This window comes from Streptomyces sp. M92 (genome assembly GCF_028473745.1).
Taxonomy (GTDB): domain Bacteria; phylum Actinomycetota; class Actinomycetes; order Streptomycetales; family Streptomycetaceae; genus Streptomyces.
In genome coordinates, this window is the sequence record NZ_CP101137.1 from 3,103,868 (window position 1) to 3,130,300 (window position 26,433).

Below are 26,433 nucleotides of genomic sequence, written 5' to 3' on the forward strand. Positions count from 1 at the left end.
GGAGTATCCGGCGCGACAGTGGTGTCATGACCGGAAACCAGATCGAAGCCCTGATCGGAATGCTCGTGACCTTCGGACTCCTGGTCCTCATGGTCCTCCCCTCGGTGATCGGAATCGTGCGCGACAGGCGCATCGACCGTCAGCTCAGGGAGGCCCAGGAGGGCAAGGGGGCGGGGAAGGAGACTCAGAAGTCCTCGTCCAGGTCGACGGTGCCCTCCACCGCCACCTGGTACGCCGAGGGACGCCGCTCGAAGAAGTTGGTCAGCTCCTGAACACCCTGCAGCTCCATGAAGGAGAAGGGGTTCTCGGAGCCGTACACCGGGGCGAAGCCGAGCCGCTCCAGACGCTGGTCGGCCACGCACTCCAGGTACTGCCGCATCGAGTCGGTGTTCATCCCCGGGAGGCCGTCACCGCACAGGTCGCGCGCGAACTGCAGCTCGGCCTCGACGGCCTCCCGCAGCATGTCGGTGACCTCCTGCTGGAGCCGGTCGTCGAACAGCTCCGGCTCCTCCTTGCGGACGGTGTCGACCACGTCGAACGCGAAGGACATGTGCATCGTCTCGTCCCGGAACACCCAGTTGGTGCCGGTGGCCAGGCCGTGCAGCAGGCCCCGGCTGCGGAACCAGTAGACGTAGGCGAAGGCGCCGTAGAAGAACAGGCCCTCGATGCAGGCCGCGAAGCAGATGAGGTTGAGCAGGAACCGGCGGCGGTCGGCCTGGGTCTCCAGACGGTCGATCGACTCGACCGAGTCCATCCACTTGAAGCAGAACTCGGCCTTCTCGCGGATCGAGGGGATGTTCTCCACGGCCGCGAAGGCGGCGGCCCGGTCGTCCGGGTCGGGCAGGTAGGTGTCCAGCAGCGTCAGGTAGAACTGGACGTGCACGGCCTCCTCGAAGAGCTGCCGGGACAGGTACAGCCGCGCCTCGGGGGAGTTGATGTGCTTGTAGAGCGTCAGCACCAGGTTGTTCGCCACGATCGAGTCACCGGTGGCGAAGAAGGCCACCAGCCGGCCGATCAGGTGCTGCTCCTCGGGGCTCAGCTTCGCGAGGTCGGCGACGTCCGAGTGGAGGTCGACCTCCTCCACGTGCCAGGTGTTCTTGATGGCGTCCCGGTAGCGCTCGTAGAAGTCCGGGTAGCGCATGGGGCGCAGGGTCAGCTCGAAGCCCGGGTCGAGCAGGTTCTTCGTGGTCGGGATCTCGGTGGTCATTACTGGCAGGCCTCGCAGGACTCGGGGTTTTCCAGGGAGCAGGCGACCGCTTCGGGGTCGGGGGTCTGCTGGGCGGGCACGGTGGCCCGGGCGGCGGCGCGGGCGATGCGGGTCGCCGGGCGCGAGCGCAGGTAGTACGTGGTCTTCAGACCCTGCTTCCAGGCGTACGCGTACATCGAGGAGAGCTTCCCGATGGTCGGCGTCTCCAGGAACAGGTTCAGCGACTGGGCCTGGTCGAGGTACGGGGTGCGGGCGGCGGCCATGTCGATCAGGCCGCGCTGCGGGATCTCCCAGGCGGTGCGGTACAGCGCGCGGACGCCCTCGGGGATCCAGGTGAAGCCCTGCACCGAGCCGTTCGCCTCGCGCAGCGCCTCGCGGGTGCGGGCGTCCCACACGCCGAGCCGCTTGAGGTCGTCCACCAGGTAGGAGTTGACCTGGAGGAACTCGCCGGACAGCGTTTCGCGCTTGAACAGGTTGGACACCTGCGGCTCGATGCACTCGTAGGCGCCCACGATGGAGGCGATGGTCGCGGTCGGGGCGATCGCCAGGAGCAGGGAGTTGCGCAGTCCGGTGGTGGCCATGCGCTCGCGCAGCGCCGCCCAGCGCTCGGGCCAGGCGTGTTCGACGCCGTAGTGGTCGGGGTGCAGCACGCCCCGGGCGGTGCGGGTCTTCTCCCAGGCCGGCAGCGGGCCGTTGCGTTCCGCGAGGTCGGCGGAGGTCTCGTAGGCGGCGAGCATGATCCGCTCGGCGATGCGGGTGGAGAGCGACTTGGCCTCGGGGGAGTCGAAGGGCAGCCGGAGCCGGAAGAAGACGTCCTGGAGGCCCATGGCGCCGAGGCCGACCGGACGCCAGCGGGCGTTGGAGCGGCCCGCCTGCTCGGTCGGGTAGAAGTTGATGTCGACGACCCGGTCCAGGAAGGTGACGGCGGTGCGGACGGTGGCGTCCAGCCGCTCCCAGTCGATGTCGCCTGCCGTCCGGTCGACGAACGCGCCGAGGTTGACCGACCCCAGGTTGCAGACCGCCGTCTCGCCGTCGTCCGTGACCTCCAGGATCTCCGTGCAGAGGTTGGAGGAGTGGACGACGTGGCCCGGCTCGGCGGTCTGGTTGGCGGTGCGGTTGGCGGTGTCCTTGAAGGTCATCCAGCCGTTGCCGGTCTGCGCGAGGGTGCGCATCATGCGGCCGTACAGCTCACGGGCGGGCAGCGTCCTGCGGGCGAGCCCGGCCGCCTCCGCCTCGCGGTACGCGGCGTCGAACTCCTCGCCCCACAGGTCGACCAGCTCGGGCACGTCGGCGGGCGAGAACAGCGACCAGGGTCCGTCGGCGTCCACCCGGCGCATGAACTCGTCCGGTACCCAGTGCGCGAGGTTCAGGTTGTGCGTGCGGCGGGCGTCCTCGCCGGTGTTGTCCCGCAGCTCCAGGAACTCCTCGACGTCCGCGTGCCAGGTCTCCAGGTAGACCGCGGCCGCGCCCTTGCGCCGGCCGCCCTGGTTCACGGCGGCGACCGAGGCGTCCAGCGTCTTCAGGAACGGGACGATGCCGTTGGAGTGGCCGTTGGTGCCGCGGATCAGGGAGCCGCGGGAGCGGATGCGGGAGTAGGCGATGCCGATGCCGCCGGCGTGCTTGGAGAGGTTGGCGACCTGGTGGTAGCGGTCGTAGATGGAGTCCAGCTCGTCCTTGGGGGAGTCCAGGAGGTAGCAGGACGACATCTGGGCGTGCCGGGTGCCGGAGTTGAAGAGGGTGGGGGAGGAGGGCAGGTAGTCGAGGCGGCTCATCAGGCCGTAGAGCGCGGCCACCTCGTCCACGGAGCGGGCGGTGTCGTCCTCGGCGAGTCCGGCGGCGACGCGGAGCATGAAGTGCTGGGGGGTCTCGACGACCTTGCGGGTGATCGGGTGCCGGAGCAGGTAGCGGCTGTACACGGTGCGCAGACCGAAGTAGCCGAAGCGGTCGTCGGCGGCCGGGTCGACCAGCCCGTCCAGGCGTTCCCCGTGCAGTCGTACGAACGCGGCGGTGCGGTCGGCGATCAGGCCCTCGCGGTGGCCGGTGGCGACCGAGCCGCTGAAGGAGGTGACGCCCTGCGAGGCGGCCTCGGCACGGATGCCGATGGTCAGCAGACGGGCGGCGAGCCGCGAGTAGACCGGGTCCTCGGAGATGAGTCCGGCCGCCGCCTCGGTGGCGAGCTCGCGCAGCTCGGCCTCGTCCGCGCGGGCCGAGCGGCCGCGCAGCGCGGCGGCGGCGACCCGGCCGGGGTCGGCGTCGGGGAGGTCGGCGGTCAGGTCCGTCAGGGTCCGCAGCAGCGCGGCACCGGGTCCGTCGGGTTCCCCGGTCGCCGTCACCGGGGACGCTGAAGCCGGATCGGCTGGCGCGATGGTCACGTGGAGCACTCCCTCGCTCGGCACGGGGCCTGGCGGAGGGCAGGGGGCAGCTCACGAGCGCGCACGGCGGTCGCGTCCACCGGCCCACTCCACGAGGCCCGGACGTCATGGCACCCGGGCCAGGGCGGCCGGGCGCACCGTCGGCAGGTCCTCGGACTGGACAAGCGTGGGGATGCGCGCGAAAGCGCACGGACACACGCAAGTACACCGTTGCGGGACAGTTCCGGATTCACACCGGATTCCCCTGCGGCGACAGCGAGCATGAGCATACATCTTGTGCCGACCGGCGCGAGCACCCCCAGATGTTGTGTCCCGGTGTCGTGTCGCGGTACGGGTGCCAGTGCCCCGGTACGACAACGGGCCGCCGGATTCCTCCGGCGGCCCGCATCGGTACGAGGGTCAGTGCGAGGAGCCCGCCGTGGCCGGCGGCAGCTCCACCTGGACGCCCGGGTCGCCCGCGTCCGCCGTGTAGTCGTCCGGCTTCGTCTCGTCGACGCCGTCGGGTGCCTTGACCGCCCGCAGGACGAAGGTGAGGACCACCGTGACCAGAACGTTCAGCACGAAGGCGGTGAGGCCGATGTAGCCGATCTCGCCGATGCCGGGGATCTCGTCGGACGAGCCGCCGAAGTGCTTCTGCGTCGGCGAGGCGACGCCGTACGCGGCGACCGTGCCGTAGACCATGCCGACCGCCCAGCCGCCGAGCAGCGCCCAGCGGTGGAACCAGCGGGTGAACAGACCGCCCACCAGGGCCGGGAAGGTCTGCAGGATCCAGATGCCGCCCAGCAGCTGGAAGTTGATCGCGACCGTCTTGTCCATGCCCAGGACGAAGACCAGCGCACCCACCTTCACCAGCAGGGACGTCAGCTTGGAGACCTTCGTCTCCTGGGCCGGGGTGGCGTCCGGCTTGATGAAGTCCTTGTAGATGTTGCGGGTGAAGAGGTTCGCGGCCGCGATCGACATGATCGCCGCCGGGACCAGCGCGCCGATGCCGATCGCCGCGAAGGCCACGCCCGCGAACCAGTCCGGGAACATGTTCTCGAACAGCTGCGGGATCGCCAGCTGCCCGTTCTCCACCGTCACCCCGGCCGCGATCGCCATGAAGCCGAGCAGCGCCAGCAGGCCCAGCATCAGCGAGTACAGCGGCAGGATGGTGGTGTTGCGGCGGATCACCTCACGGCTGCGCGAGGACAGCGTCGCGGTGATCGAGTGCGGATACATGAAGAGCGCGAGCGCCGAGCCGAGCGCCAGGGTGGCGTACGTCCACTGGCCGCCGTGGTCCGGTACCAGACCGCCCTTGCCGGCCTCGGTGAACTTGTCGTTCGCCGAGGCGAAGATGTCGTCGAAGCCGCCGAGCTTGATCGGGATGTAGATGATCGCCACCGCGATCACGATGTAGATCAGCGTGTCCTTGACGAACGCGATCAGCGCGGGCGCCCGCAGTCCCGACGAGTAGGTGTACGCCGCCAGCACACCGAAGGCGATCAGCAGCGGCAGGTCCTTGACGAACCAGTTGGTGTCCTCGCCGCCGCCGACGCCCATCACGTCCAGCACGGCCTGGATGCCGACCAGTTGCAGCGCGATGTACGGCATCGTGGCGAGGATGCCGGTGACGGCGACCGCCAACGACAGTCCCTTCGAGCCGAACCGGCCGCGCACGAAGTCCGAGGTCGTCACGTACCCGTGCTTGTGGGAGACCGACCACAGGCGGGGCAGGAAGGTGAAGATCAGCGGGTAGACCAGGATCGTGTACGGCACCGCGAAGAAGCCGGCCGCGCCCGCCGCGTAGATCGCCGCCGGGACGGCCACGAAGGTGTACGCCGTGTACAGGTCGCCGCCGAGGAGGAACCAGGTGACCCAGGTGCCGAAGGAGCGGCCGCCGAGACCCCACTCGTCGAGGCTGTGCTCGTTCTCGGCCTTGCGCCAGCGGGCCGCCATGAAGCCCATGGCGGTGACGAGTACGAAGAAGAAGATGAAGACGGCGAGCGCGACGCCGTTCACGCCGTCGTTCACCGGGAACCGCCTTCCCGGCGGGCGCGCTGGTCACGCTGCCACAGCTTGTAGGCGACCATCGTCAGCGCGGTGGAGATGATCACCCACGCCATCTGGTACCAGTAGAAGAAGGGGATGCCGATGAAGGCCGGGTCGGACTTGGCGTACGAACCGACCCAGAGCATGGCGACGAACGGTGCGAGAAGGCAGAGGCCGATGACGACGCGCACCGGCGTCACCACCGGTTCTCTGTTCTGTGGTGGGGCTTGTGACATGCGGCGGCTCCGTCCCCTCGCTGATCACCTCGTGGCAGTGCGCACGAAATGTAGGTGACGGGTTCAGGACAGCGGAAGCCCTCGTCCGTATATCGGTCCTCAAACGCAATGTCGGGGGCCTGTGGGCGGGCTTGGTCTAGTCCTGGGGCCGCTTGAGGCGGGCGACGAACTTGTAGCGGTCGCCCCGGTAGACCGAGCGCACCCACTCCACCGGCTGGCCCGTCCGGTCCTGCGAGTGCCGGGAGAGCATCAGCATCGGCAGGCCCACGTCGGTGCCGAGCAGCCCGGCCTCGCGCGGGGTGGCCAGGGAGGTCTCGATGGTCTCCTCCGCCTCGGCGAGATGGACGTCGTACACCTCGGCGAGCGCGGTGTAGAGGGACGTGTACTTCACCAGGGAGCGGCGCAGGGCCGGGAAGCGCTTCGCGCTGAGGTGGGTGGTCTCGATGGCCATCGGCTCGCCGTTGGCCATGCGCAGCCGCTCGATGCGCAGCACCCGTCCGCCGGCCGAGATGTCCAGCAGCCCGGCGAGCCGGTCGTCGGCGGTGATGTAGCCGATGTCCAGGAGCTGAGAGGTCGGTTCCAGGCCCTGGGCGCGCATGTCCTCGGTGTACGAGGTGAGTTGCAGGGCCTGCGACACCTTCGGCTTGGCGACGAAGGTGCCCTTGCCCTGGATGCGTTCGAGGCGGCCCTCGACGACCAGTTCCTGCAGGGCCTGGCGCACGGTCGTGCGCGAGGTGTCGAACTCCGCGGCCAGCGTGCGCTCCGGCGGGACCGGGGTGCCCGGGGCCTGGGTGCGGGTCATGTCGAGCAGGTGCTTCTTCAGGCGGTAGTACTTGGGCACGCGCGCGGTACGGACCGTCGTCCCACCCTCGTTCTCCGCACTGCTGACGTCGGTGCTCATGCTCTGCCTTCCCGGCTCCGGGTGCCGAAGCGACCGCTATCCCTGTCGGCCACGGCTCACATCGTGGCACGGCTCCGCGCCGGCATGGTCCGGCACGCTCCGTGATCCCTTCTGTATACCTCCGGGACCGTTGTTGGTCTAGTCCACAGCGCCGCTGGACGGTGCTGGTACGCGCGTTCGGAACCGTACCCGCATGTCATTCGATGGGCAGTGGTACACCCGGTCCCGGTCCGTCCGATCTGTCGCTTGCGCAATGAAAGGTCCCTGCATATCTCGGTCGCATCACGGACGCCGGGAGCGTGGTTGAACACCCTTGACAGCCCTATTGGTCTGGGCCAAGCTCCCCGTACTGGTCTACACCATTGGTCCAGGTCCCGGCCCCAGGAGCGGTACGCGTTCACGCTTGAACCGCAGGGAGGCAGGGGGGTTTGTGGCATCCCTGAGGAGGGTGGCGTGAAGCGCAAGCTGATAGCCGCGATCGGTATCGCGGGCATGATGGCATCCGTCGCGGCGTGCGGGGGCTCCGACGACAACGGTTCGTCCAACCAGGACCCGAAGGACCGCAAGGGCGAACTCACCGTCTGGCTCATGGTGGACGCCCAGAGCAGCTGGCCGGAACTGGTCAAGCAGGCCAATGACGAGTTCAACAAGAAGTACCCCGGCGTCAAGGTCAACGTCCAGTACCAGCAGTGGGCGGACAAGACCAAGAAGCTCGACGCAGCCCTGTCCGGCGACTCGTTCCCCGATGTGGTCGAGCTCGGCAACACCGAGACGATGACCTACATTCTCAATGGTGCCCTCGGCGAGGTCGACGCCAAGAAGTACGACAACTCGGACACTTGGATTGACGGTCTCGAGGACACCTGCACGTACGAGGGCAAGCTGTACTGCGTTCCGTACTACGCGGGTGCCCGCGTCGCCGTCTACAACAAGGACATGTTCAAGGCCGGCACCGGGTCGGACAAGCTGCCGACGACCGAGGCGGACCTGCTCAAGGCCCTCGACAAGGTCCAGAACAAGTACAAGGCGGACAACGCCTTCTCGGCGCTGTACCTGCCGGGCCGCTACTGGTACGCCGCCATGTCCTACGTGGCCGCGTACGGCGGCGAGATCGCCAAGTACGACGAGGGCAGCAAGGAGTGGAAGGCCACCCTGTCGACGCCGGAGGCGCAGAAGGGCATCCAGCACTTCATCGACCTGGTCAAGAAGTACAACCACGGCGACCAGACCAAGGACGAGCAGGACCACGCCAACGTCATGGCCAACGAGAAGACGGCCCTGCTCTACGGCAACGCCTGGGAGGCCGGCAGCGTCGTCGACTCGAAGACGAACGGCAACCCGAAGCTGGAAGGCAAGATCGCCACCGCGGGCATGCCCGGCCCGAACGGCAAGGCGCTGCCCTCCTTCATCGGCGGTTCCGACCTGGCCACCATCGCCAAGTCCGACCAGCAGGACATGGCGCAGGACTGGATCTCGCTGTTCACCAACGAGAAGTCCCAGGCCGCGCGGGCCGAGAAGGACATCCTGCCCAACAACACCAAGCAGCTGGAGCCGCTGAAGGCCAATCCGGACACCGCCCCGGTCGCCAACGCGGTCCCCGACGCCTGGTTCACCCCGATCGCCCCCGGCTGGGCCGCGATCGAGAAGAAGGAAACGCTCGAGACGATGCTGCTCGACATCCTCAAGGGCAAGTCGGTCGCCGACGCCACCAAGGCGGCGGACGCGGAGATCAACTCGTTGATCAACGAGAGCGCCTGAGCCTCCCCGCTCGACTCCCGTTGACCTCCGGTGCCTTGTCCGGCCACGCGGCCGGGCAGGGCCGGTTGGGTGGCCGGCCGCCTGACGCGGACCGGCCACCGCTCCGATGCAGAACCCTTCGAACGGAAGGCCAGCACAGTGAGTGCCGCCGACATCAAGACCGCCGGCCCGGAGGTGCCCGCCCCGCGGCCACCCGCCGGTGACGGCCCGGCACCGTCCGCACCCCGGCGAAGCCGGTGGACGAACGGGCCCCTGCTGCCCTATCTCCTGATCGCACCGGCCGCTGTGGCACTCGCCGCGGTGTTCCTCTGGCCGCTGATCAAGACAGTGATCATGTCCTTCCAGGACGTGGGCAGACGGGAACTGTGGACCGGCCAGGCCGCCGAGTGGGTGGGCTTGGAGCAGTTCACCAACATCCTGGGCGAGGGCGAGTTCTACGACGTCCTGTGGCGCACTGTCCTGTTCATGGTCGTATGCGTCGTCACCACCATGGCCATCGGGCTCTTCCTAGCCCACTCCATGCAGCGCATGACCAAGGCCGTGCGGCTGCTGCTGACCGGCGCGCTCATCGCCGCCTGGTCACTGCCGCTGCTCGTTGCCACCTCGATCTTCCGCTGGTTCGCCGACTCCGACTACGGCGTCGCCAACATGGTGCTGACCGAGTACCTCGGTCTCGACTTCCAGGGCCACAACTGGTTCCTCGACCCCAAACAGGGCTTCGTCGTGATCGGCGCCGTGGTGGTGTGGGGTGCGGTGCCGTTCGTGGCCGTCACCCTGTACGCGGCGCTCACCCAGGTGCCCGCCGAGCTGGAGGAGGCGGCGGAACTCGACGGCGCCGGACGCGTGGGCGTCTTCCGGTACGTGACCTGGCCCGTCATCAAGCCGGTCTTCCAGATGGTCGCCACGCTCTCCGTGATCTGGGACTTCAACGTCTTCGGCCAGGTCTTCCTGATGCGCGGCAACAAGCCTGAACCGGAGTACAACCTGCTCGGCCTGTACTCCTACGAGAAGGCCTTCGAGTCGAACTCCTTCAGCCAGGGCGCCGCCATCGCGCTGATCACCGTGCTGCTCCTGTCCGGCGTGGCCGTCTACTACCTGCGCCAGCTGATCAAGATCGGAGACGTCGAGTGAGCACCACGACCGCCACGACCGCCCCGGGCGCGACGGAGCCCGCGCTCGAGACCGCCCTGCGGCCCGACCGCAAGAAGCACAGCCGGCACCTCTACAACCTCGTGGGGCTTGTCTCCTTCGTGGTGATGGCTTTCCCGGTGTACTGGCTGGTGATCAGCGCCCTGCGTCCCAACCACGAGATCCGGTCCTACGACCAGACGCTGTGGCCGTCGTCCCTCACCCTGGACAACTTCTCCCGGGCGATCGACGCACCCAATTTCGGCACCGCGATCCAGTCCAGCCTCATCATCTGTGTGACCGCGGTCGTCGGCGCGATGATCCTCTCCACGGTCGCCGCCTTCGCAATCGGGCGCTTCCGGTTCGCCGGCCGCAAGGTCTTCATGATCATCCTGCTGCTGGTGCAGCTGCTGCCACCGACCACCATGCTCATCCCCCTCTACATCCAGCTGAACGACCTGGGAGCGATCAACGAGTACTGGGGCGTGATCATCATCTACCTCGTCTCCACGCTGCCGTTCGCGACCTGGATGATCCGCGGCTTCGTCGTGAACATCCCCAAGGAGCTGGAAGAGGCCGCGATGGTGGACGGCTGCTCCCGCATGGGCGCCTTCTGGCGGGTGATCTTCCCGCTGCTTGCCCCCGGACTGGCGGCCGCGTCGATCTTCTCCCTGATCAACGCGTGGAACGAGTACCTGCTCGCCTACATCGTGCTGCAGGACAACGACAAGTACACGCTCAACGTGTGGCTGATGAACTTCACCACCGACCGCGGAACCGACTACGGCGCGCTCATGGCCGCCTCGACACTGATCGCGATACCGGTCGTCGCGTTCTTCATGCTCGTGCAGAAGAAGATGGCAGCCGGTCTCACCTCCGGCGCCGTGAAGGGATAACGCCACCGATGACCACCATCGCCAGGGCCACCGACACCCTCACGCGCGACGCGCTCGCGGTCCTCCAGCCCGGCTTCACCGGAACCACCGCGCCCGACTGGCTGCTGCGCCGCCTCGACGAGGGCTTGGCCTCCGTCGCCCTGTTCGGGCGCAACGTCAGCACACCCGAGCAGGTGGCCGCGCTGACCGCGCAGCTGCGCGCCGGGCGCGAGGACGTCCTCGTCGCCATCGACGAGGAGGGCGGCGACGTCACCCGCCTGGAGGTGCGCACCGGCTCCTCCTTCCCCGGCAACCTCGCCCTCGGCGCGGTGGACGACGTCGGGCTCACCCGCGAGGTGGCCGCGGAACTGGGCCGCCGGCTCGCGGACTGCGGGGTCAACCTCAACTGGGCCCCGTCCGCCGACGTGAACTCCAACCCGGACAACCCGGTGATCGGCGTGCGCTCCTTCGGCGCCGGCACCGACCTGGTCGCCCGGCACACCGCCGCGTACGTCACCGGCCTGCAGTCGTCCGGCGTGGCCGCCTGCACCAAGCACTTCCCCGGACACGGTGACACGGCCGTCGACTCCCACCACGCCGTGCCGCGCATCGACGCGGACGGCGACGTGCTCGCCGCACGCGACCTGGTCCCCTTCCGCGCGGCCATCGCCGCCGGCAGCCGTGCGGTGATGAGCGCCCACATCCTGGCCCCGGCGCTGGACCCGGACCGTCCGGCAACGTTGTCCCGGCGCGTCCTCACCGACCTGCTCCGCGACGAGCTGGGCTACCAGGGCCTGATCGTCACCGACGGCATCGAGATGCGGGCCATCGCCGGCACGTACGGCATCGAACGCGGCAGCGTACTGGCCATCGCCGCCGGCGCCGACGCGATCTGCGTGGGCGGCGGGCTCTCCGACGAGGACACGGTACGGCGGCTGAGCGACGCCCTGGTCGCGGCCGTCCGCTCGGGCGAGCTGCCCGAGGAGCGCCTGGCCGACGCCGCCGAACGCGTCCGTGCCCTGGCCGGCTGGGCGGCGGCGAACCGTCCGGACGGCCGGGCCCGGGACACCGCCGACACCGAGGTGGGCCTGCGTGCCGCCCGCCGCGCCCTGCGGCTCACCGGCGCCGACGGCTTCACACCGCTCACCGAGCCGCCGTACGTCGCCGCGCTGACGCCGGTCGCGAACATCGCGGTCGGCGACGAGACGCCCTGGGGCATCGCCGCCGAGCTCTCCCGTCTGCTCCCCGGGACGGAGACCGGCAGCTTCACCGGCCCGGACGCCGGGGGAGAGGTGCTGGCCGCCGCCGGGAAGCGCCGGATCGTGGCCGTCGTCCGCGACGAGCACCGGCACCCCTGGATGGCGGCGGCCCTGGACACGCTGCTGGCGGCCCGCCCAGACACGCTCGTGGTCGAGATGGGCGTCCCCCGCGCCGAGCCCCGCGGCTCCCTCCACCTGGCCACCCACGGCGCGGCCCGTGTCTGCGGCCGTGCGGCGGCGGAGGCCGTCGCGGGCGCGTAGCGCGCACGCCCACCGGCACGCCGAAGGCGCCGGCCCCTCGGGTGGGGGCCGGCGCCTTCGGCGTGACCGGGTGCTCGGCGGTGGGGTGGGTGGGGTGCGTGGAACCCTGCGGGGCGTGGTGTTCGGCGGTGCGGTGGGACGGGTGTCTCAGGCCGTGGGGGGCGGGCGCTTGACGGTGCGGTGGCGGGTGTGTCAGGTGCTGGGGGGGGGAGCGCCATCGCGGCGGCCCCCGTCCGGCGGGGCGGGAGTCCGGTGGCGCGGAGGGGCGTTGCGGTGTGGGGGACGTTGCGGTGTTGCGTGGCATCGGGGTCGTGTCCCTGAGTAGGCACTGGCGAACGCTGCCCAGCCCGCCGTCGCACGGTCCCGAACCCGCCGTGTCCGACCTCCGCCACTCGGGACCGGACATGCCGGTCCGCCGGGACGGCGAGGCGCACCGCCCGCAGGGCCGGAGAAGGGAGCTGCCCGCCGGGGGAGCAGGGAGTCGCCTGCCAGGGGCGAGGGCGAGGGCGAGGGGCGAGGCGAGGGAGGGGGGCGCTGCCCGCCGACGGAGTGCCAAAGCGCCCACCGGGGCGGCGAACGGGCACCCACCGGGACGGCGGAGGCGCCACCCGTCGGGACGGCGTAGAACGCGTTGCGGGGCCGGAGACGACGGAGGGCGCCGTCCACCCAGGACGGCGCCCTCTCCGCACGCGGCTGTCCGGTGCGTGGGACCGGGTGCGCTCAGATTCCCTGCCAGTCGGGCTTGTGCGCGTACGTGTGCCGGAAATAGTCGGCGAGCTTCAGCTTGGCGGCGGCGGCCTCGTCGACGACGACCGTGGCGTGCGGGTGGAGCTGGAGCGCGGACGCCGGGCACACGGCGGCGACCGGCCCCTCGACGCTCGCGGCCACCGCGTCCGCCTTGCCCTCGCCGGTGGCGAGCAGCACCACGTGCCGGGCTTCCAGGATGGTGCCGATGCCCTGCGTGATCACGTGGTGCGGCACCTGGTCGATGTCACCGTCGAAGAAACGCGCGTTGTCGACGCGGGTCTGCTCGGTGAGCGTCTTGATCCGGGTCCGGGAGGCGAGCGAGGAACACGGCTCGTTGAAGCCGATGTGCCCGTCCGTCCCGATCCCCAGCAGCTGGAGGTCAACGCCGCCGGCCGCGCCGAGCGCCTTGTCGTACGCCTCGCACGCGTCCTGCACGTCCGCCGCCGTGCCGTCGGGACCCATGAACGCGTCCATACCGATGCCCAGCGGCTCGAGCACCTCGCGCCGCAGCACCGAGCGGTACGACTCCGGATGCTCGGCCGGGAGCCCCACGTACTCGTCGAGCTGGGCGATCCGCGCCCGCGCGGCGTCCACGGCACCCGAGCGCACCTTTGCCGTCAGCGCCTCGTACACCGGCAGCGGCGTCGAGCCGGTGGCCACCCCGAGCAGGGCGTCGGGCTTGCGCCGGAGCAACTGCGCCATGGCTTCGGCTATCAACTCGCCGCCTGCCCTGGCGTCGGGAACGATGACAACTTCCACGCTTGCCTGCCGTTTCGAAGAGAGGACTCACCCGGGGCCCGGGACTGGCTATGTGGTTTAGACCAATCTAACAGAGCCGGGCCCCGCGGGCGCGTCGAAACGGTCGGGCGGTACGGTCTGGCGGTGGCGGTGGCGGTGGCGGTGGCGGTGGCGGTCTGGCGGTCTGGCGGTGGCGGTCTCACGCCGGGGTCATGTCAGTGAACCTCCCGTCGCGTCCACCCAGCTTCCCGTGACCCACCGGCCCTCGTGGGAGGCGAGGAACGCGACCACGTCGGCGACCTCGGCCGGGGTCCCCACCCCGCCCAGCGCGGAGAGTGCCGCCGCCCGGTCCCAGCCGTCCGTGCTCCCGTGCAGCAGCTCGGCCGTGTTGTCCGTGTCGATGACGCCGGGCGCCACCGAGTTCACCGTGATGCCCCGAGTGCCCAGCACCTTGGAGAGGTCACGCGAGAGCACGTCCAGCGCGCCCTTCGTCATCGCGTACGCCATGTTGTCCGGCATCACCGCGGTGCGGGCCAGCCCCGAGGAGATGTTGACGACCCGGCCGCCGTCGCGCAGCCGCTCCATGCCGTGCTTGAGGATGAAGAACGGTGCCTTCACGTTGACCGCGAAGACCGCGTCGTACTCCTCCTCGCCTATCTCCCCGATGGGGCGCGTACTGCCGATCCCGGCGTTGTTCACCAGGATGTCCAGCCCGTCGGCGTGCCGGTCGAACTCCTCCCACAGCGCCTCGGCCGCTCCGGGAGCGCGCAGGTCGGCCTCGATGGCGAACGCCGAGCCGCCCGCCGCCTCGATCGCGGCGACCGTCTCCTTCGCCGCCGCCCCGTTCCGGCCGTAGTGCACGGCGACCCGGGCGCCGTCGCGGCCCAGCCGCTGCGCGATCCCTCGCCCGATGCCCCTGCTCGCTCCCGTGACGAGAGCCGTCCTGCCCCTAAGCACGCCCATGTCGGCGCCCCCTCCGAATTTATCTAGCGGTCGCTACAGAAAAGACCGTACAGCAGGCCGGCGACTTTTTTCTAGTGGTCGCTATAAAATGCACTCCATGGTGAGCAGCGACGAGAAGAACGAACGGGCCGGGGCGCCGCCCCGAAGCGCCAGGACCCGTGGCCGCCCTCGCTCCTTCGATCGCACGACGGCCCTGGAGAAGGCGCTGATGGCCTTCTGGGAGCACGGGTACGAGGCGACGTCGGTTACCGACCTCACCCGTGCCATGGGCATCGGCGCCCCGAGCCTCTACGCCGCCTTCGGCGACAAGCGTTCGCTCTTCGAGGAGGTCGTCCAGGTGTACGGCGTCCGGTACGGCTCCTTCGGGGACCGCGCCCTCGCCGAAGAGCCGACGGCACGGGCGGGCGTGGAGCGGATGCTGCGCGAGGCCGCGGCCGAGTACACCGCGCCCGGGCGCCCGCACGGCTGCCTCGTCATCCACGCCGCCGCCAACTGCTCGACGGCCGAGGTCGAGGAGTCCCTGCGCCGGCGGCGCAACGCCAACATCGCCGCTATCGAGAGCCGGATCGACGCCGACGTCGCCGCGGGCGCGCTGCCCGCGGACACCGACGCCGCCGCCCTCGCCCGGTATACGGGTGCCATGATCCAGGGCATGTCCCAGCAGGCGCGCGACGGCGCGAGCCGGACCGAACTGGAGGCGCTCGCGGAAATTGCCCTGGCCGTCTGGCCCCGTGCCTGAGCCAACAGGGTTAGGCTTCTGCCGGGTGCTCGGACGCGCGAGCAGTCGGCGAGCGCGACAACGACAAACGGCGTCCACCGCATGGACACGGCGAGTGGTCTAGTCCACAATGGCCACTGAGACACTTGCCGTGAGTATCAGGCAAGGTGATCGTCAGGCTTCCGCCTTCCCCGCACAGGAGGGCGGACCGAGGAACCGGTGCTCTCTGCCCTGACTGCCCCGGCTCCTCATCCTTCGGCCGACCGGGACCGCACACCCCACGGCCGTTGTTGCTCCGGGCTGCGGTGCCGGGAGGGTTGAGGGTCCCTCTCAGGCGCCGCGGCCCGCGGGTGTTCCCGGGCCCGAAGAGCGCCCCGGTCGGGACCGGGCAACGGTGCGACCGGCTGATCGCGAGCGCTGTCCGCACCGCCAGGTACGCTCAGCCACGTGCCCTCCATGAACGAACTCGTACGCCAGCACACAGCACTCGACGACTCCGACCTCGAGTGGCTCCACCTGCTGGTCTCGGAGTGGCAGCTCCTCTCCGACCTCTCCTTCGCCGACCTGGTCCTGTGGGTCCCCACCCGCGACGGCACGCGTTACGTCTCCGTCGCCCAGATGCGCCCCAACACCGGACCCACCTCGTACCAGGACGACATGGTCGGCCACCTCGTCCCGCGCGGCCGGCGGCCCATGCTGGACGCCGCCCTGGACGAGGGCCGGATCGTGCGCGAGGGCGACCCGGAGTGGCGCGAGGAGGTCCCGGTCCGCGTCGAGTCCATCCCCGTACGGCGTCAGGGGCGCGTCCTCGGCGTCATCGCCCGCAACACCAACCTGCTCACCGTGCGCACCCCGAGCCGCCTGGAGCTCACGTACCTGCAGAGCGCCTCCGACCTCGCCCAGATGATCGCGGCGGGCGCCTTCCCGTTCGAGAACCAGCAGGTCGACATGGACGCCTCACCCCGCGTCGGCGACGGCCTGATCCGGGTGGACGGCGACGGCATCGTCCAGTACGCCTCTCCGAACGCGCTGTCGGCCTACCACCGCATGGGCCTCGCCGCAGACCTGGTCGGCCACCACCTCGGCCGGACCACCGCCGAACTCGCGCCGTCGCGCGGCCCGGTGGACGAGGCGCTCGCCAAGGTGGCCAGCGGCTGGGCGCCGCGCGAGTTCGAGATCGAGGCGCACGACGGAGTGATCCAGTTCCGTGCCATCCCGCTCAAACCCAAGGGCACGCGCATCGGATCGCTGGTGCTCCTGCGCGACGTCACGGAACTGCGCCGCCGCGAGCGCGAGTTGATCACCAAGGACGCCACCATCCGGGAGATCCACCACCGGGTGAAGAACAACCTCCAGACGGTGGCGGCCCTGCTGCGCCTCCAGGCGCGGCGGATCGAGTCCGACCGGGGCCGAGAGGCGCTGGAGGAGGCCGTGCGCCGGGTCGGCTCCATCGCGATCGTGCACGAGACGCTCTCCCAGAACCTGGACGAGCGCGTGGAGTTCGACGAGATCGCCGACCGCGTGCTGGCGATGGTGGCGGAGATCTCGCCGGGCCGGGTCACCGGCCGGCGCACCGGTCGCTTCGGCATCCTGGACGCGGAAGTCGCCACCCCCCTGTCGATGGTGCTGACCGAAGTCCTGCAGAACGCACTGGAACACGGCTTCCGGGAGAGCGACACCGGCACGGTCGAGGTCTCCGCCGTCCGCGGCGGCACGACCAGGGAGGCCCGGCTCCTGGTCACCGTCCAGGACGACGGCATCGGCCTGCCCGAGGACTTCGACCCGCACCGCTCGGGCAATCTGGGCCTGCAGATCGTGCGCACCCTGGTCGAGGGCGAGCTCGGCGGCAGCTTCGACATGGTCCCCGCCCCCGAGCGCGGCACCCGGGTGATCCTGGACATCCCGGTGCCCGCGCAGAAGTAGCAGGCGGCCGTGGTCCGGACCTTCACCGGTCTGGACCTTCACTGGTCCGGACTGTCAGCTCCGGACCGTCAGCGCCTCCGGGACAGCAAAAAGCCCCGGACCTGTGAAGGTCCGAGGCCAGTGCTCGTGCGATCCATCGTCCGATGCGCATCGGGGGTACTGCGCGCTGCGGCTCGGGAGCGGGGGATGTGTACGCGCTGTACACGCCGCCAAGCTCAGGCTGTCAGCAGGGGTGGCTGGTCAGGCGGAGGCCTGACGAGCCCGGTTGCGGGCGGCACGGCGCTTCATCGCGCGGCGCTCGTCCTCGCTGAGACCACCCCAGACGCCGGAGTCCTGACCGGACTCGAGCGCCCACTGCAGGCACTGCTCCATGACAGGGCAGCGACGGCAGACGGCCTTGGCTTCCTCGATCTGCAGCAGCGCGGGACCGGTGTTGCCGATGGGGAAGAAGAGCTCGGGGTCTTCCTCGCGGCAAACGGCGCGGTGACGCCAGTCCATGGCTGCTACCTCTCCTTGGTATTACATGCAGGGTGCTTGTGAATGTGAACGCTTTCACGAATCCCTCAACAAGGGAAGGGCCTACCGCCAGGTTGCCCGGCGTGGTCCTGTGGTTTGAAGAGGGGTTCTGGTGATCTGTGGAGGCCGGTCTTGCGGGCCGTTCCGATCGCCAAGAAGAGACTCGCAAACCTCGGCGGCGGATACAACCCCTTCCGGAAAGTTTTTTTTGATTCATCGGTGTCGACTAGGTCACAGCCGTACTTCCTGGGGGTGGACCCTGGTCTAAACGTTCGAGTGAAAGGACTTTAGCCCCTTCTGCTCACACAATCACACGCAGTGCACGGCGTACGCCTGTGAACGTCACGCTGGTCCGCAGCCCCAGGTGGTCACCGTCCATCTGGAGGGGCAGTGGCACCTTCGAATGCAAGGTGAAGTCGGTCAGGTCGTGCAGCGAGACGGCGTGCCGACCACGGGGTCCGCGCTCGGGGGACGAAGTGAGCAACTGGGTCCCATACCGGGCGACCGCGGCCGTCGACAGACGGCTGAGGCCGAAGACGTCGAGCGCGGTGTCGAACGAGGCCTTCGGCGACGCGTAGATCGGGCGATTGCCGAGAAACGTCCAGGGGCACGTGTTCGAGACTATGGACAGCACCAGATCGGTGACCGGGTCCTCGCCCGCCCGCTCCAGGGTGATCGTCCCGCTGCGGCGGTGCGGCTCGCCGATGAGCGCGCGCATCACCTGGCGGACGTAGAGGGCGTGCGTCGACTTCTTGCCGCGTTCACGGTGCTGCTCGACCCGGCCGACCACGCCGGCGTCGAAGCCCAGGCCGGCGTTGAAGGTGAACCAGCGGGCCGGCACCGCCTCGTCCTCCGTGCCGGGCGTGCCGGAGGCCAGGCCCAGGCCGACGGTCCGCTCGCTGCCGTCGCGCAGCGCGTCGAGCAGGGCGCCGGTGGCCTCCACGGCGTGGTTGGGCAGGCCGAGCGCGCGGGCGAAGACGTTCGTGGAGCCGCCGGGGACCACCGCGAGGCCCGGCAGGTGCTCCGGATCGGGGCCGGCGTGCAGCAGGCCGTTGACGACCTCGTTCACCGTGCCGTCGCCGCCGAGGGCCACCACCAGCTCGATGTCGTCGCTCTGCGCCGCCTGCCGGCCGAGGTCGCGCGCGTGCCCGCGGTACTCCGTGGTGACGGCCTCCAGCTTCATCTCGCTGGCGAGCGCGTGGATCAGGACGTCGCGCGTGCGCGCGCTCGTGGTGGTTGCCGCCGGATTGACCACGAGAAGTGCACGCATGCTGTGCAGGGTACCTACTGGGCGGTACCCGGCCCAGCCCGAGGGGAAGATCGCCGCGGGCCGCGGTGCGCGCACGGGCCGGACGCCCCCACGGGCGGCGGTGCCGGCGAGGGCTACCCTTCAGGGGTGAGCAGCGAGCAGAACCCCACCCCCGAAGCCGCCGAAGAGGCGGGAGTCCGCCCCGGGCGGCTGACCGCCGCGGCAGCCCTGGCCGCTCTGGAGGGGCTGGCGCTCGTCGCCGGCGGAGCCTGGATGCTGGTGGGTGGTCTCACGGGCCACCCCGACGACCGGACCTCCGCCGTCACCGGCGGCGTCACCCTGATCGTCCTCGCCCTGCTGCCGCTGCTCGCCGCCCGCGGCCTGCTCGCGCGACGGGGCTGGAGCCGGGGGCCCGCCATCGTCACACAGATCATGGCGCTGCCTGTGGCCTACAACATGCTGACCGCCGACAGCGTCGCCATCCCGGCGGGCATCGCGCTCGCCGTCGTCGCGGTCACGGCGCTGGTGCTCCTGGTGAACCCCGCGACCACGCAGGCGCTCGGCATCCGGGGCCCCGGCAGCGCGCGGAAGTAGCCGCCACCCGGCGATCTCCGTCGGCGCGGCTACTCCTCGACCAGCAGCTTCTCCCGCAGCTGCGCCAGCGTGCGCGCCAGCAGCCGCGACACGTGCATCTGGGAGATGCCCACCTCCTGGGCGATCTGCGACTGGGTCATGTTGCCGAAGAAGCGCAGCAGCAGGATCCGCTTCTCCCGCGGCGGCAGGTCCTCCAGCAGCGGCTTGAGCGACTCGCGGTACTCGACGCCCTCCAGCGCCTCGTCCTCGGCCCCGAGGGTGTCCGCGACCGCCGGGGACTCGTCGTCGGTGTCCGGGACGTCCAGGGACAGGGTGGAGTACGCGTTGGCCGACTCCAGGCCCTCCAGGACCTCCTCCTCCGAGATCGACAGCTTCTCGGCGAGCTCGTGCACGGTGGGGGAGCGGCCGTGCAGCTGCGAGAGCTCCGCGGTGGCCGTCGTCAGGGCCAGCCGCAGTTCCTGGAGCCGGCGCGGCACGCGCACCGCCCAGCCCTTGTCCCGGAAGTGCCGCTTGATCTCGCCGACGACCGTGGGGGTCGCGTACGTGGAGAACTCGACCCCGCGGTCCGGGTCGAAGCGGTCGACCGACTTGATCAGTCCGATGGTGGCGACCTGGGTGAGGTCGTCCAGGGGCTCCCCGCGGTTGCGGAAGCGGCGCGCGAGGTGCTCGACGAGGGGGAGGTGCATGCGGACGAGACGGTTGCGCAGCTCCGCGTACTCGGGGCTGTCCTTCTCCAGGGTGCGCAACTCGGTGAACATCAGGCGCGCCCCGCTGCGGTCCTGCGGGTCGTGGCGCGTGCCCTGCGTGCCCCGTGCACCCGGCGCGTCTTCCTCGGCGTGTCGCTCGTGCTCGCTCATCGTCCCGCCCGTTGCCCTTTCCCGAGCCTTCGCCTCCGCTCGGACGGGCCGCACGGGAGTGTCCCCGCTCCGCTGCCCGTCGCCCGGGACGACGGCCTCGGGCGAGGCCTCGTCCTGAGGATGCGGCCGGGCCTGCTCGGGGATGCCGTCGATGCCGTCCGCCATGCCCCGGGCCTCGCTCCCGGCACGTGTGCCCTCGGCCGGCCGCTCCCGTGTGCCGCGCTCTTCGTCCCGCACCGGCCCGTCCCCGTTCCTCACGCCGGCCCGGGTCCCGCGCCGCGCTGTTTGTAGAGGCTGATCGAAACGGTGTTGTCCTCGTCCACGGCTGAGGAGACCTTGCCCGCGAGGGCGGACAGCACGGTCCAGGCGAAGGTGTCCCGCGAGGGGGCGTGTCCGTCCGTGGTCGGTGCCGAGACGGTGACCTCGAGCGAGTCGTCGACGAGACGGAAGACGCAACTGAGCACCGAGCCGGGCACGGCCTGCTGGAGCAGGATCGCGCAGGCCTCGTCGACTGCGATGCGCAGGTCCTCGATCTCGTCGAGGGTGAAGTCCAAACGGGCCGCGAGACCGGCCGTGGCCGTACGCAGCACCGACAGGTAGGCACCCGCGGCCGGCAGCCGGACTTCGACGAAGTCCTGGGTCGCGGGCTCGCCTGCGATCTGGGACACCCTCACCTCCAAGGTGGTACAAGCGTTACAGGGCCGAGGTTCACCTCGGGGTAACGCGATACGTGGTTCAGCGGTGACGTTATCGCGCTCCGAACTTTCCTGTCCCCGAGACCCCAACCCCTTGCTGTCACTCATAGTAAACACATGAACACGCACAGTGGCTAGGGGTTCGGCGGGCTCAAATCGGAAGAGCGCGCGCCGGGTTGACGTACCCAGGCCTCAGACGGTCGAACCGTCCCCGGCCGAGGTCACACGAGTACGTGATCCACGAAACACCAACGCCAGCTCTCCCCGGGCTCGAAGGTGCGCATCACCGGGTGGCCGGTCTCCTCGTGGTGCGCGGTCGCGTGCCGCCTCGGCGAGGAGTCGCAGCAGCCGACGTGGCCGCACACGAGGCACAGCCTCAGCTGCACCGGGTCCGTCCCCTCGGCCAGACACTCCGGGCAGGTCTCGCTGCGTGGCTCCGGTTCCGGGTGCGGCAGCGCGTCGGCGTGCGTGCACTGTTTCATGATTGCCAGGTTACGACGGGCGGGCGGAGCACCGCGTGGACGACGAGGGCGGGCGAGGACGATGGACGTGATGCCGCTGCTGTTGCTGGTGGCGGGCAGCGCCGCGATCGCCGCGGCGGGCCGGAGGCTACCGGTGCCGGCGCCGCTGCTGCTGGTGGCCGTGGGACTGGCCGTGAGCTACGTGCCCGGCGTGCCCGACTACACCCTCGACCCGCACATCGTCCTCCCGCTGCTGCTGCCCCCGCTGCTCCACACGGCGGCCACCGACAGCTCCTACCTCGACCTGCGGGCGCAGCTGCGGCCCGTGGCGCTGCTGTCCGTCGGCTACGTGCTCTTCGCGACCTTCGTCGTGGGCGCCGCCGCGTACCTGATCGTGCCGGGCCTGCCCCTGACCGCGGCCCTGGTGCTCGGCGCGGTGGTGGCTCCGCCCGACGCCGTCGCGGCGACGGCGGTGGCGCGCCGGGTGGGGCTGCCGAACCGGATCACCACGATCCTCCAGGGCGAGTCCCTGGTGAACGACGCCACCGCGATCACCGCCTTCCGGGTGGCGCTCGCCGCGGCGGTCGGCGAAGGAGCCACCTGGGCCGGCGGGATCACGGAGTTCCTGATCGCGGCGGTCGGCGGCGTCGGTGTCGGGCTGGTGCTGATGGTGCCGCTCCACTGGCTGCGCACGCACGTGAAGGAGGCCCTCCTCCAGAACACGCTCTCGCTGCTGATCCCCTTCGCCGCCTACGCGGTCGCCGAGCAGGTGCACGCGTCCGGGGTGCTGGCGGTGGTGGTCGTCGCGCTGTTCCTCGGCCACCGCGCGTGGGAGGTCGATTTCGCCACCCGCCTCCAGGAGGACGCGGTCTGGAAGATGGTCGCCTTCGTGCTGGAGTCGTCCGTGTTCGCGCTGATCGGCCTCCAGCTCCCCGTGGTCCTCAAGGGCCTCGGGGACTACGAGGGCACCGACGCCGCCTGGTACGCGGTAGCCGTCTTCCTGGTGGTCGCCGTGGCCCGCTTCGTGTGGGTGTATCCGGCGACCTACCTGCCGCGCCTGTCGGCACGCGTCCGCGCGCGCGAGGGGGACCTCTCCTGGAAGGGACCGTTCGTGATCGGCTGGGCGGGGATGCGGGGGGTGGTCTCGCTGGCCATCGCCTTCTCCATCCCGCTCACCGTGCACGGCGGCGGGCCCTTCCCCGAGCGGAACCTCATCCTGTTCCTCACCTTCACCACGGTCATCGGCACGCTGGTCGTCCAGGGCGTCACCCTGCCGCCGCTGATCCGCCTGCTGAAGTTCCCCGCCCATGACGTCCAGGCCGAGACGCTGGCCGAGGCCAACGCCCAGGCGCAGGCCTCCCGCGCCGCCGAGCAGCGCCTGGACGACCTCCTCGCCGACGAGCGCAACGCGCTGCCGACCCCCCTCGCCGACCGTCTGCGCACGGTCCTGGAGCGTCGCCGCAACGCCGTCTGGGAACGGCTAGGCCAGGTCAACCCCGTCACCGGGGAGAGCGTCGACGACACCTACCGGCGGCTGTCGCGGGAGATGATCGGCGCAGAGCGGGAGGTCTTCGTGCGGCTGCGGGACGGCCGGTACATCGACGACGAGATGCTGCGGACCCTGCTGCGCCGGCTGGACCTGGAGGAGGCGGCGGCGTACCGGGAGACGACGTAGGCCGGCCGGGGTCAGGGGAAGGGACGGCCGGTGACGACCGCGGCCACGGTCGTCCCGCGCGGGAACGCGCCCTCCTCGGCCAGGGTGACCAGGGCGTGCAGCATCTTGGCGACGTAGACGCGCTCCACGGGCAGGCCGTGGCGGCGTTCGAAGTCCTCGGCGAAGGCTTCGAGCCCGGCGGTGGTGCGGGCGTAGCCGCCGAAGTGGAAGCGGTCGTCGAGGCTCCAGTCGCCGCGCGGCCCGCCGAACGCCCGGTCCTGGAGCCGCCGTATGTCCTCGGTCAGGAAGCCGCCCCTGAGCACGGGGATGCCCAGCACCCGCCGTCCCGCGGGCAGTCCCGCGGCCAGCCCGGCCAGCGTGCCGCCGGTGCCGCAGGCGAGCGCGACCACGTCGGCGTGCTCGCCCAGTTCCCCGCCGAGCGCCCGGCAGCCGCGTACGGCCGCCGGGTTGCTGCCGCCCTCGGGCACGACGACCGCGTCCTCGGCGTCCACCGCGCGCAGGAGCGCCGCCAGGACGTCGGGCTCAGTCTTGCGGCGGTACGTGGAGCGGTCGGTGAAGTGCAGTCGCATGCCGTCGGCCGCGCACCGGGCCAGCGAGGGGTTGAGCGGCCGGCCGGCCAGTTCCTGACCGCGCACCACGCCCACCGTGGGCAGCCCGAGCAGCCGGCCGGCGGCGGCCGTGGCGCGCAGGTGGTTGGAGTACGCGCCGCCGAACGTGACGACGGTGCTCCCGGCCGCGCCGGCGAGGTTCGGAGCGAGTTTGCGCCACTTGTTGCCGACCAGTTCCGGATGGATCAGGTCGTCGCGCTTCAGCAGCAGCCGGAGCCCGCGCCGCTCGAACCGCTCGTCGGCGACCTCCTGCAAGGGGGAGGGCAGGCGCGGTCGCAGAGCGGAGAGTGCGGAGGTGCAGGTGCCGGTCACCCCGCCATTGTCCCGCCGCGCGGTCCGGGCGCACGCCTCACTTCAGCCGGTCGCGGATCCGCCTCCGCATCGACCCCATCGAGAACCCCCGCGGGTCCACCTTCCCCGGCTGCCATTCGAGGTGGCCGATGACGGATCGTTCATTCCAGCCGTGATGGCGGCAGACCGCGGCGGCGGCCCGCTCGATCGCCTCGAGCTGCGCGGCGGGCCAGGGATCGTCGCCGTCGCCCAGGTTCTCGCACTCGAAGCCGTAGAAGTGACGGTTGCCGTCGGTGTTCGACTCGTTGTCCCGGGGCAGCGCCTTCTCCGCGATCACAGCGCGCAGCACGTCGTCGTCGCCCAGCCCGGCGTGGTTGGCCCGTCCGTACCCGACCAGGTGGACCTTGCCGTCCTTGGTGATGACCCCGTGGCACAGCGGACCCGGCAGATCTTCGTAACCCTTGCGGCAGATCTCGACGGTCCGCGCGCTTCCCTTGGTGACCGTGTGGTGGATCATCACACCGTGCACGGGGCCCCAGGGCCCCTTGTGGTTGCGGTTGTGATCCCGCCAGTCGCCGACCTGCACGACGGTGAGGCCCTCCGCCTTCAGTGCCTTGAGGAAACTGCTCGCGGACATGGGTGAGGCCACGGCCGGCTCCTTCACGCTGCGCGACGACCGCCCGGCGCGACCGCCTCGTACGGTGCTTCTACCGAAATGGAGTGCTCCCTACGACTTGTTCGGTCCCCGTGCGAGTCGTTTCGGCCAATGTCATACCGGCCATCGGCTCTGACCTGCGCCGGACAAGACGCCGATACGTCGAACAAGCCCCCATGTCTGCCCCGGCCGACGGTGATCCATTCCCGCTCTTTCGGGTAATAGCACCGGCACGCTCCGTGAGGAAGGCTGGTCCCCGCACATCGATGCCGGGCGCAGCCGTCCGGCATGACCGGGAGGGCAATTCCTTATGTCGGTAGGCGAAGAGGTCCGCACCGAGCAGACCAGGCCGCAGCAGAGCCTCGGCACGGCGGCCGCGCGGAACCTGGCCACCACGACCAAGTCCGTTCCTCAGATGCAGGAGATCAGCTCCCGCTGGCTGCTGCGCACACTTCCCTGGGTCGACATCCAGGGCGGTACGTACCGGGTGAACCGGCGCATGACCTTTGCCATCGGCGACGGCCGGGTCACGTTCGTGAAGACCGGCGACCGCGTCGAGGTCATCCCGGCGGAGCTGGGCGAACTGCCGGCTCTGCGCTCGTACGAGGACGAGGAGGTGCTCTCGGAGCTCGCGCGGCGCTGCGAGCAGCGGGAGTTCGGCCCCGGCGAGGTGATCGCCTCGTTCGGCGCCCAGGCCGACGAGGTGTACCTGCTGGCCCACGGCAAGGTGGAGAAGGTCGGCACCGGCCCCTACGGCGACGACGCGGTGCTCGGCGTCCTCGCCGACGGCGCCTACTTCGGCGACGAGGCGCTGCTGGACGGGGACGCCATCTGGGAGTACACCGCCCGCACGGTCACCGCTTGCACGGTGCTGGTGCTTCCGCGCCAGGAGGTGGGGCAGGTCGCGGAGCGCTCGGACTCCCTGCGCTCACACCTCGAGGAGCGCCGCTCGCTCCCCGAGCAGCCCACCAACAGGCACGGCGAGAAGGCGATCGACCTCTCCGCCGGCCACAGCGGCGAGCCGGACATCCCGCACACCTTCGTCGACTACGAGGCGCGGCCCCGCGAGTACGAACTGAGCGTCGCCCAGACCGTGCTGCGCATCCACTCGCGCGTGGCCGACCTCTACAACCAGCCGATGAACCAGACGGAGCAGCAGATCCGCCTGACCGTCGAGGCGTTGAAGGAGCGCCAGGAGCACGAGCTCATCAACAACCGCGAGTTCGGCCTGCTGCACAACTGCGAGTACGACCAGCGGATCCAGCCGCACGACGGCGTGCCCGGCCCGGACGACCTCGACGAGCTGCTGAGCCGCCGGCGCGGCACCAAGCTGCTCCTCGCCCACCCGCGGGCCATCGCCGCGATCGGCCGCGAGTTCAACCGGCGCGGACTCGTCCCCGAGACGATCGACGTGGCCGGCAACCGCATCCCGACCTGGCGCGGTGTGCCGATCTACCCGTGCAACAAGATCCCGGTCACCGAGGCCCGCACGTCCTCGATCATCGCGATGCGTACGGGCGAGCAGGACCAGGGGGTGATCGGGCTGCGCGCCACCGGCATCCCCGACGAGATCGAGCCGAGTCTGTCGGTGCGGTTCATGGGGATCAACGAGCAGGCCATCATCAAGTACCTGGTCACGGCCTACTACTCGGCCGCCGTCCTCGTACCGGACGCGCTCGGCGTGCTGGAGAACGTCGAGATCGGCCGCTGGCAGTGAC

At 70.3% G+C, this 26,433-nt stretch carries 24 protein-coding genes and 1 riboswitch; of the genes, 10 read left to right on the forward strand and 14 right to left on the reverse strand.

Annotated elements, in window-relative coordinates:
* Positions 1 to 26 precede the first annotated feature (26 nt).
* Complete coding sequence (locus M6G08_RS14260) at positions 27 to 272, forward strand: hypothetical protein (RefSeq protein WP_272587535.1); 246 nt, start codon at positions 27 to 29, stop codon at positions 270 to 272.
* Here M6G08_RS14260 and M6G08_RS14265 read toward each other — a convergent pair.
* From M6G08_RS14265 to M6G08_RS14285, 5 genes are all read right to left on the reverse strand, one after another.
* The gene (locus M6G08_RS14265; protein ID WP_272587536.1) at positions 185 to 1,207 is read right to left on the reverse strand and encodes a ribonucleotide-diphosphate reductase subunit beta; all 1,023 of its coding nucleotides are present in this window, start codon (positions 1,205 to 1,207) and stop codon (positions 185 to 187) included. The two genes, M6G08_RS14260 and M6G08_RS14265, sit on opposite strands and share 88 nt — an antisense overlap.
* A complete protein-coding gene (locus tag M6G08_RS14270; RefSeq protein ID WP_272587537.1) occupies positions 1,207 to 3,579 on the reverse strand; it encodes a ribonucleoside-diphosphate reductase subunit alpha in 2,373 nt (790 codons plus the stop codon). Before M6G08_RS14270 ends, M6G08_RS14265 begins: the two co-directional genes overlap by 1 nt.
* A 125-nt stretch (positions 3,580 to 3,704) precedes the next feature.
* A riboswitch (cobalamin riboswitch) is annotated at positions 3,705 to 3,848 on the reverse strand.
* A gap of 130 nt (positions 3,849 to 3,978) precedes the next feature.
* Entirely contained in the window at positions 3,979 to 5,589 is a 1,611-nt protein-coding gene (mctP, locus tag M6G08_RS14275) for a monocarboxylate uptake permease MctP (RefSeq protein WP_272587538.1), read from the reverse strand.
* Positions 5,586 to 5,843, reverse strand: a complete 258-nt coding sequence (locus M6G08_RS14280; RefSeq protein ID WP_272587539.1) for a DUF3311 domain-containing protein — start codon at positions 5,841 to 5,843, stop codon at positions 5,586 to 5,588. Before M6G08_RS14280 ends, mctP begins: the two co-directional genes overlap by 4 nt.
* 136 nt (positions 5,844 to 5,979) lie before the next feature.
* The gene (locus M6G08_RS14285) at positions 5,980 to 6,744 is read right to left on the reverse strand and encodes a GntR family transcriptional regulator (protein WP_030974845.1); all 765 of its coding nucleotides are present in this window, start codon (positions 6,742 to 6,744) and stop codon (positions 5,980 to 5,982) included.
* A 453-nt stretch (positions 6,745 to 7,197) separates the two neighbouring features.
* On the opposite strand from M6G08_RS14285, the gene M6G08_RS14290 reads away from it, so the two are divergent.
* The 4 genes from M6G08_RS14290 to M6G08_RS14305 all read left to right on the forward strand — a co-directional run bounded on the left by M6G08_RS14290 (position 7,198) and on the right by M6G08_RS14305 (position 12,025).
* Positions 7,198 to 8,502, forward strand: a complete 1,305-nt coding sequence (locus M6G08_RS14290) for a sugar ABC transporter substrate-binding protein (protein ID WP_272587540.1) — start codon at positions 7,198 to 7,200, stop codon at positions 8,500 to 8,502.
* Between the two features lie 138 nt (positions 8,503 to 8,640).
* On the forward strand, positions 8,641 to 9,633 hold the full coding sequence (locus M6G08_RS14295) for a carbohydrate ABC transporter permease (RefSeq protein WP_272587541.1): 993 nt from the start codon (positions 8,641 to 8,643) through the stop codon (positions 9,631 to 9,633).
* Entirely contained in the window at positions 9,630 to 10,526 is an 897-nt protein-coding gene (locus M6G08_RS14300) for a carbohydrate ABC transporter permease (protein WP_443048799.1), read from the forward strand. The genes M6G08_RS14295 and M6G08_RS14300 overlap by 4 nt, the downstream gene beginning before the upstream one ends.
* 8 nt (positions 10,527 to 10,534) lie before the next feature.
* Positions 10,535 to 12,025: a glycoside hydrolase family 3 protein gene (locus tag M6G08_RS14305; RefSeq protein ID WP_272587543.1), complete on the forward strand. Its 1,491-nt coding sequence runs from the start codon at positions 10,535 to 10,537 to the stop codon at positions 12,023 to 12,025.
* Between the two features lie 720 nt (positions 12,026 to 12,745).
* On the opposite strand, the gene nagB is transcribed toward M6G08_RS14305, so the two are convergent.
* Both nagB and M6G08_RS14315 read right to left on the reverse strand, forming a co-directional pair.
* On the reverse strand, positions 12,746 to 13,531 hold the full coding sequence (nagB, locus tag M6G08_RS14310; protein WP_272587544.1) for a glucosamine-6-phosphate deaminase: 786 nt from the start codon (positions 13,529 to 13,531) through the stop codon (positions 12,746 to 12,748).
* 189 nt (positions 13,532 to 13,720) lie between these two features.
* The gene (locus M6G08_RS14315; RefSeq protein WP_272587545.1) at positions 13,721 to 14,473 is read right to left on the reverse strand and encodes an SDR family oxidoreductase; all 753 of its coding nucleotides are present in this window, start codon (positions 14,471 to 14,473) and stop codon (positions 13,721 to 13,723) included.
* A gap of 97 nt (positions 14,474 to 14,570) precedes the next feature.
* Between M6G08_RS14315 and M6G08_RS14320 the strand changes: the two genes are divergently transcribed.
* Entirely contained in the window at positions 14,571 to 15,212 is a 642-nt protein-coding gene (locus M6G08_RS14320; protein ID WP_272587546.1) for a TetR/AcrR family transcriptional regulator, read from the forward strand.
* 426 nt (positions 15,213 to 15,638) lie between these two features.
* On the forward strand, positions 15,639 to 17,114 hold the full coding sequence (locus tag M6G08_RS14325; protein WP_272587547.1) for a sensor histidine kinase: 1,476 nt from the start codon (positions 15,639 to 15,641) through the stop codon (positions 17,112 to 17,114).
* 240 nt (positions 17,115 to 17,354) lie between these two features.
* On the opposite strand, the gene M6G08_RS14330 is transcribed toward M6G08_RS14325, so the two are convergent.
* Together M6G08_RS14330 and M6G08_RS14335 are read right to left on the reverse strand one after the other, a co-directional pair.
* Positions 17,355 to 17,612 carry a WhiB family transcriptional regulator gene (locus tag M6G08_RS14330; RefSeq protein ID WP_003973730.1) on the reverse strand — a complete coding sequence of 86 codons (258 nt, stop codon included), beginning with the start codon at positions 17,610 to 17,612 and terminating at the stop codon, positions 17,355 to 17,357.
* Between the two features lie 319 nt (positions 17,613 to 17,931).
* Positions 17,932 to 18,900 carry a diacylglycerol/lipid kinase family protein gene (locus tag M6G08_RS14335; protein ID WP_272587548.1) on the reverse strand — a complete coding sequence of 323 codons (969 nt, stop codon included), beginning with the start codon at positions 18,898 to 18,900 and terminating at the stop codon, positions 17,932 to 17,934.
* A gap of 126 nt (positions 18,901 to 19,026) precedes the next feature.
* Between M6G08_RS14335 and M6G08_RS14340 the strand changes: the two genes are divergently transcribed.
* On the forward strand, positions 19,027 to 19,473 hold the full coding sequence (locus M6G08_RS14340) for a hypothetical protein (RefSeq protein WP_272587549.1): 447 nt from the start codon (positions 19,027 to 19,029) through the stop codon (positions 19,471 to 19,473).
* A gap of 29 nt (positions 19,474 to 19,502) precedes the next feature.
* On the opposite strand, the gene M6G08_RS14345 is transcribed toward M6G08_RS14340, so the two are convergent.
* The 3 genes from M6G08_RS14345 to M6G08_RS14355 all read right to left on the reverse strand — a co-directional run bounded on the left by M6G08_RS14345 (position 19,503) and on the right by M6G08_RS14355 (position 21,507).
* Positions 19,503 to 20,588, reverse strand: coding sequence for an RNA polymerase sigma factor SigF (locus tag M6G08_RS14345; RefSeq protein WP_272587550.1), 1,086 nt, complete (start codon positions 20,586 to 20,588; stop codon positions 19,503 to 19,505).
* Entirely contained in the window at positions 20,585 to 20,998 is a 414-nt protein-coding gene (locus tag M6G08_RS14350; RefSeq protein ID WP_019326945.1) for an ATP-binding protein, read from the reverse strand. Before M6G08_RS14350 ends, M6G08_RS14345 begins: the two co-directional genes overlap by 4 nt.
* A 248-nt stretch (positions 20,999 to 21,246) precedes the next feature.
* On the reverse strand, positions 21,247 to 21,507 hold the full coding sequence (locus M6G08_RS14355) for a UBP-type zinc finger domain-containing protein (protein ID WP_272587551.1): 261 nt from the start codon (positions 21,505 to 21,507) through the stop codon (positions 21,247 to 21,249).
* A gap of 61 nt (positions 21,508 to 21,568) precedes the next feature.
* On the opposite strand from M6G08_RS14355, the gene M6G08_RS14360 reads away from it, so the two are divergent.
* On the forward strand, positions 21,569 to 23,161 hold the full coding sequence (locus M6G08_RS14360) for a Na+/H+ antiporter (RefSeq protein WP_272587553.1): 1,593 nt from the start codon (positions 21,569 to 21,571) through the stop codon (positions 23,159 to 23,161).
* 11 nt (positions 23,162 to 23,172) lie between these two features.
* Here the strand turns inward: M6G08_RS14360 and M6G08_RS14365 are convergent, their stop codons facing one another.
* Together M6G08_RS14365 and M6G08_RS14370 are read right to left on the reverse strand one after the other, a co-directional pair.
* Positions 23,173 to 24,081, reverse strand: coding sequence for a 1-aminocyclopropane-1-carboxylate deaminase/D-cysteine desulfhydrase (locus tag M6G08_RS14365; protein WP_272587554.1), 909 nt, complete (start codon positions 24,079 to 24,081; stop codon positions 23,173 to 23,175).
* A 37-nt stretch (positions 24,082 to 24,118) separates the two neighbouring features.
* Positions 24,119 to 24,697, reverse strand: coding sequence for an N-acetylmuramoyl-L-alanine amidase (locus M6G08_RS14370; RefSeq protein ID WP_272591343.1), 579 nt, complete (start codon positions 24,695 to 24,697; stop codon positions 24,119 to 24,121).
* Positions 24,698 to 25,025: 328 nt separating this feature from the next.
* Here M6G08_RS14370 and M6G08_RS14375 point away from each other — a divergent pair, with 328 nt between their 5' ends.
* The gene (locus M6G08_RS14375; RefSeq protein WP_272587555.1) at positions 25,026 to 26,432 is read left to right on the forward strand and encodes a family 2B encapsulin nanocompartment shell protein; all 1,407 of its coding nucleotides are present in this window, start codon (positions 25,026 to 25,028) and stop codon (positions 26,430 to 26,432) included.
* The last annotated feature ends 1 nt before the right edge of the window (position 26,433 follow it).

What these genes read in the sequence shown, in the direction of transcription:
- M6G08_RS14315 (WP_272587545.1), bottom strand. Translation starts at nt 14,473, where the DNA reads ATGGGCGTGCTTAGGGGCAGGACGGCTCTCGTCACGGGAGCGAGCAGG.
- M6G08_RS14355 (WP_272587551.1), bottom strand. Translation starts at nt 21,507, where the DNA reads ATGAAACAGTGCACGCACGCCGACGCGCTGCCGCACCCGGAACCGGAG.
- M6G08_RS14285 (WP_030974845.1), bottom strand. Translation starts at nt 6,744, where the DNA reads ATGAGCACCGACGTCAGCAGTGCGGAGAACGAGGGTGGGACGACGGTC.
- M6G08_RS14375 (WP_272587555.1), top strand. Translation starts at nt 25,026, where the DNA reads ATGTCGGTAGGCGAAGAGGTCCGCACCGAGCAGACCAGGCCGCAGCAG.
- M6G08_RS14265 (WP_272587536.1), bottom strand. Translation starts at nt 1,207, where the DNA reads ATGACCACCGAGATCCCGACCACGAAGAACCTGCTCGACCCGGGCTTC.
- M6G08_RS14280 (WP_272587539.1), bottom strand. Translation starts at nt 5,843, where the DNA reads ATGTCACAAGCCCCACCACAGAACAGAGAACCGGTGGTGACGCCGGTG.
- M6G08_RS14305 (WP_272587543.1), top strand. Translation starts at nt 10,535, where the DNA reads ATGACCACCATCGCCAGGGCCACCGACACCCTCACGCGCGACGCGCTC.
- M6G08_RS14320 (WP_272587546.1), top strand. Translation starts at nt 14,571, where the DNA reads ATGGTGAGCAGCGACGAGAAGAACGAACGGGCCGGGGCGCCGCCCCGA.
- M6G08_RS14260 (WP_272587535.1), top strand. Translation starts at nt 27, where the DNA reads ATGACCGGAAACCAGATCGAAGCCCTGATCGGAATGCTCGTGACCTTC.
- M6G08_RS14370 (WP_272591343.1), bottom strand. Translation starts at nt 24,697, where the DNA reads ATGTCCGCGAGCAGTTTCCTCAAGGCACTGAAGGCGGAGGGCCTCACC.
- M6G08_RS14360 (WP_272587553.1), top strand. Translation starts at nt 21,569, where the DNA reads ATGGACGTGATGCCGCTGCTGTTGCTGGTGGCGGGCAGCGCCGCGATC.
- M6G08_RS14330 (WP_003973730.1), bottom strand. Translation starts at nt 17,612, where the DNA reads ATGGACTGGCGTCACCGCGCCGTTTGCCGCGAGGAAGACCCCGAGCTC.
- M6G08_RS14335 (WP_272587548.1), bottom strand. Translation starts at nt 18,900, where the DNA reads ATGCGTGCACTTCTCGTGGTCAATCCGGCGGCAACCACCACGAGCGCG.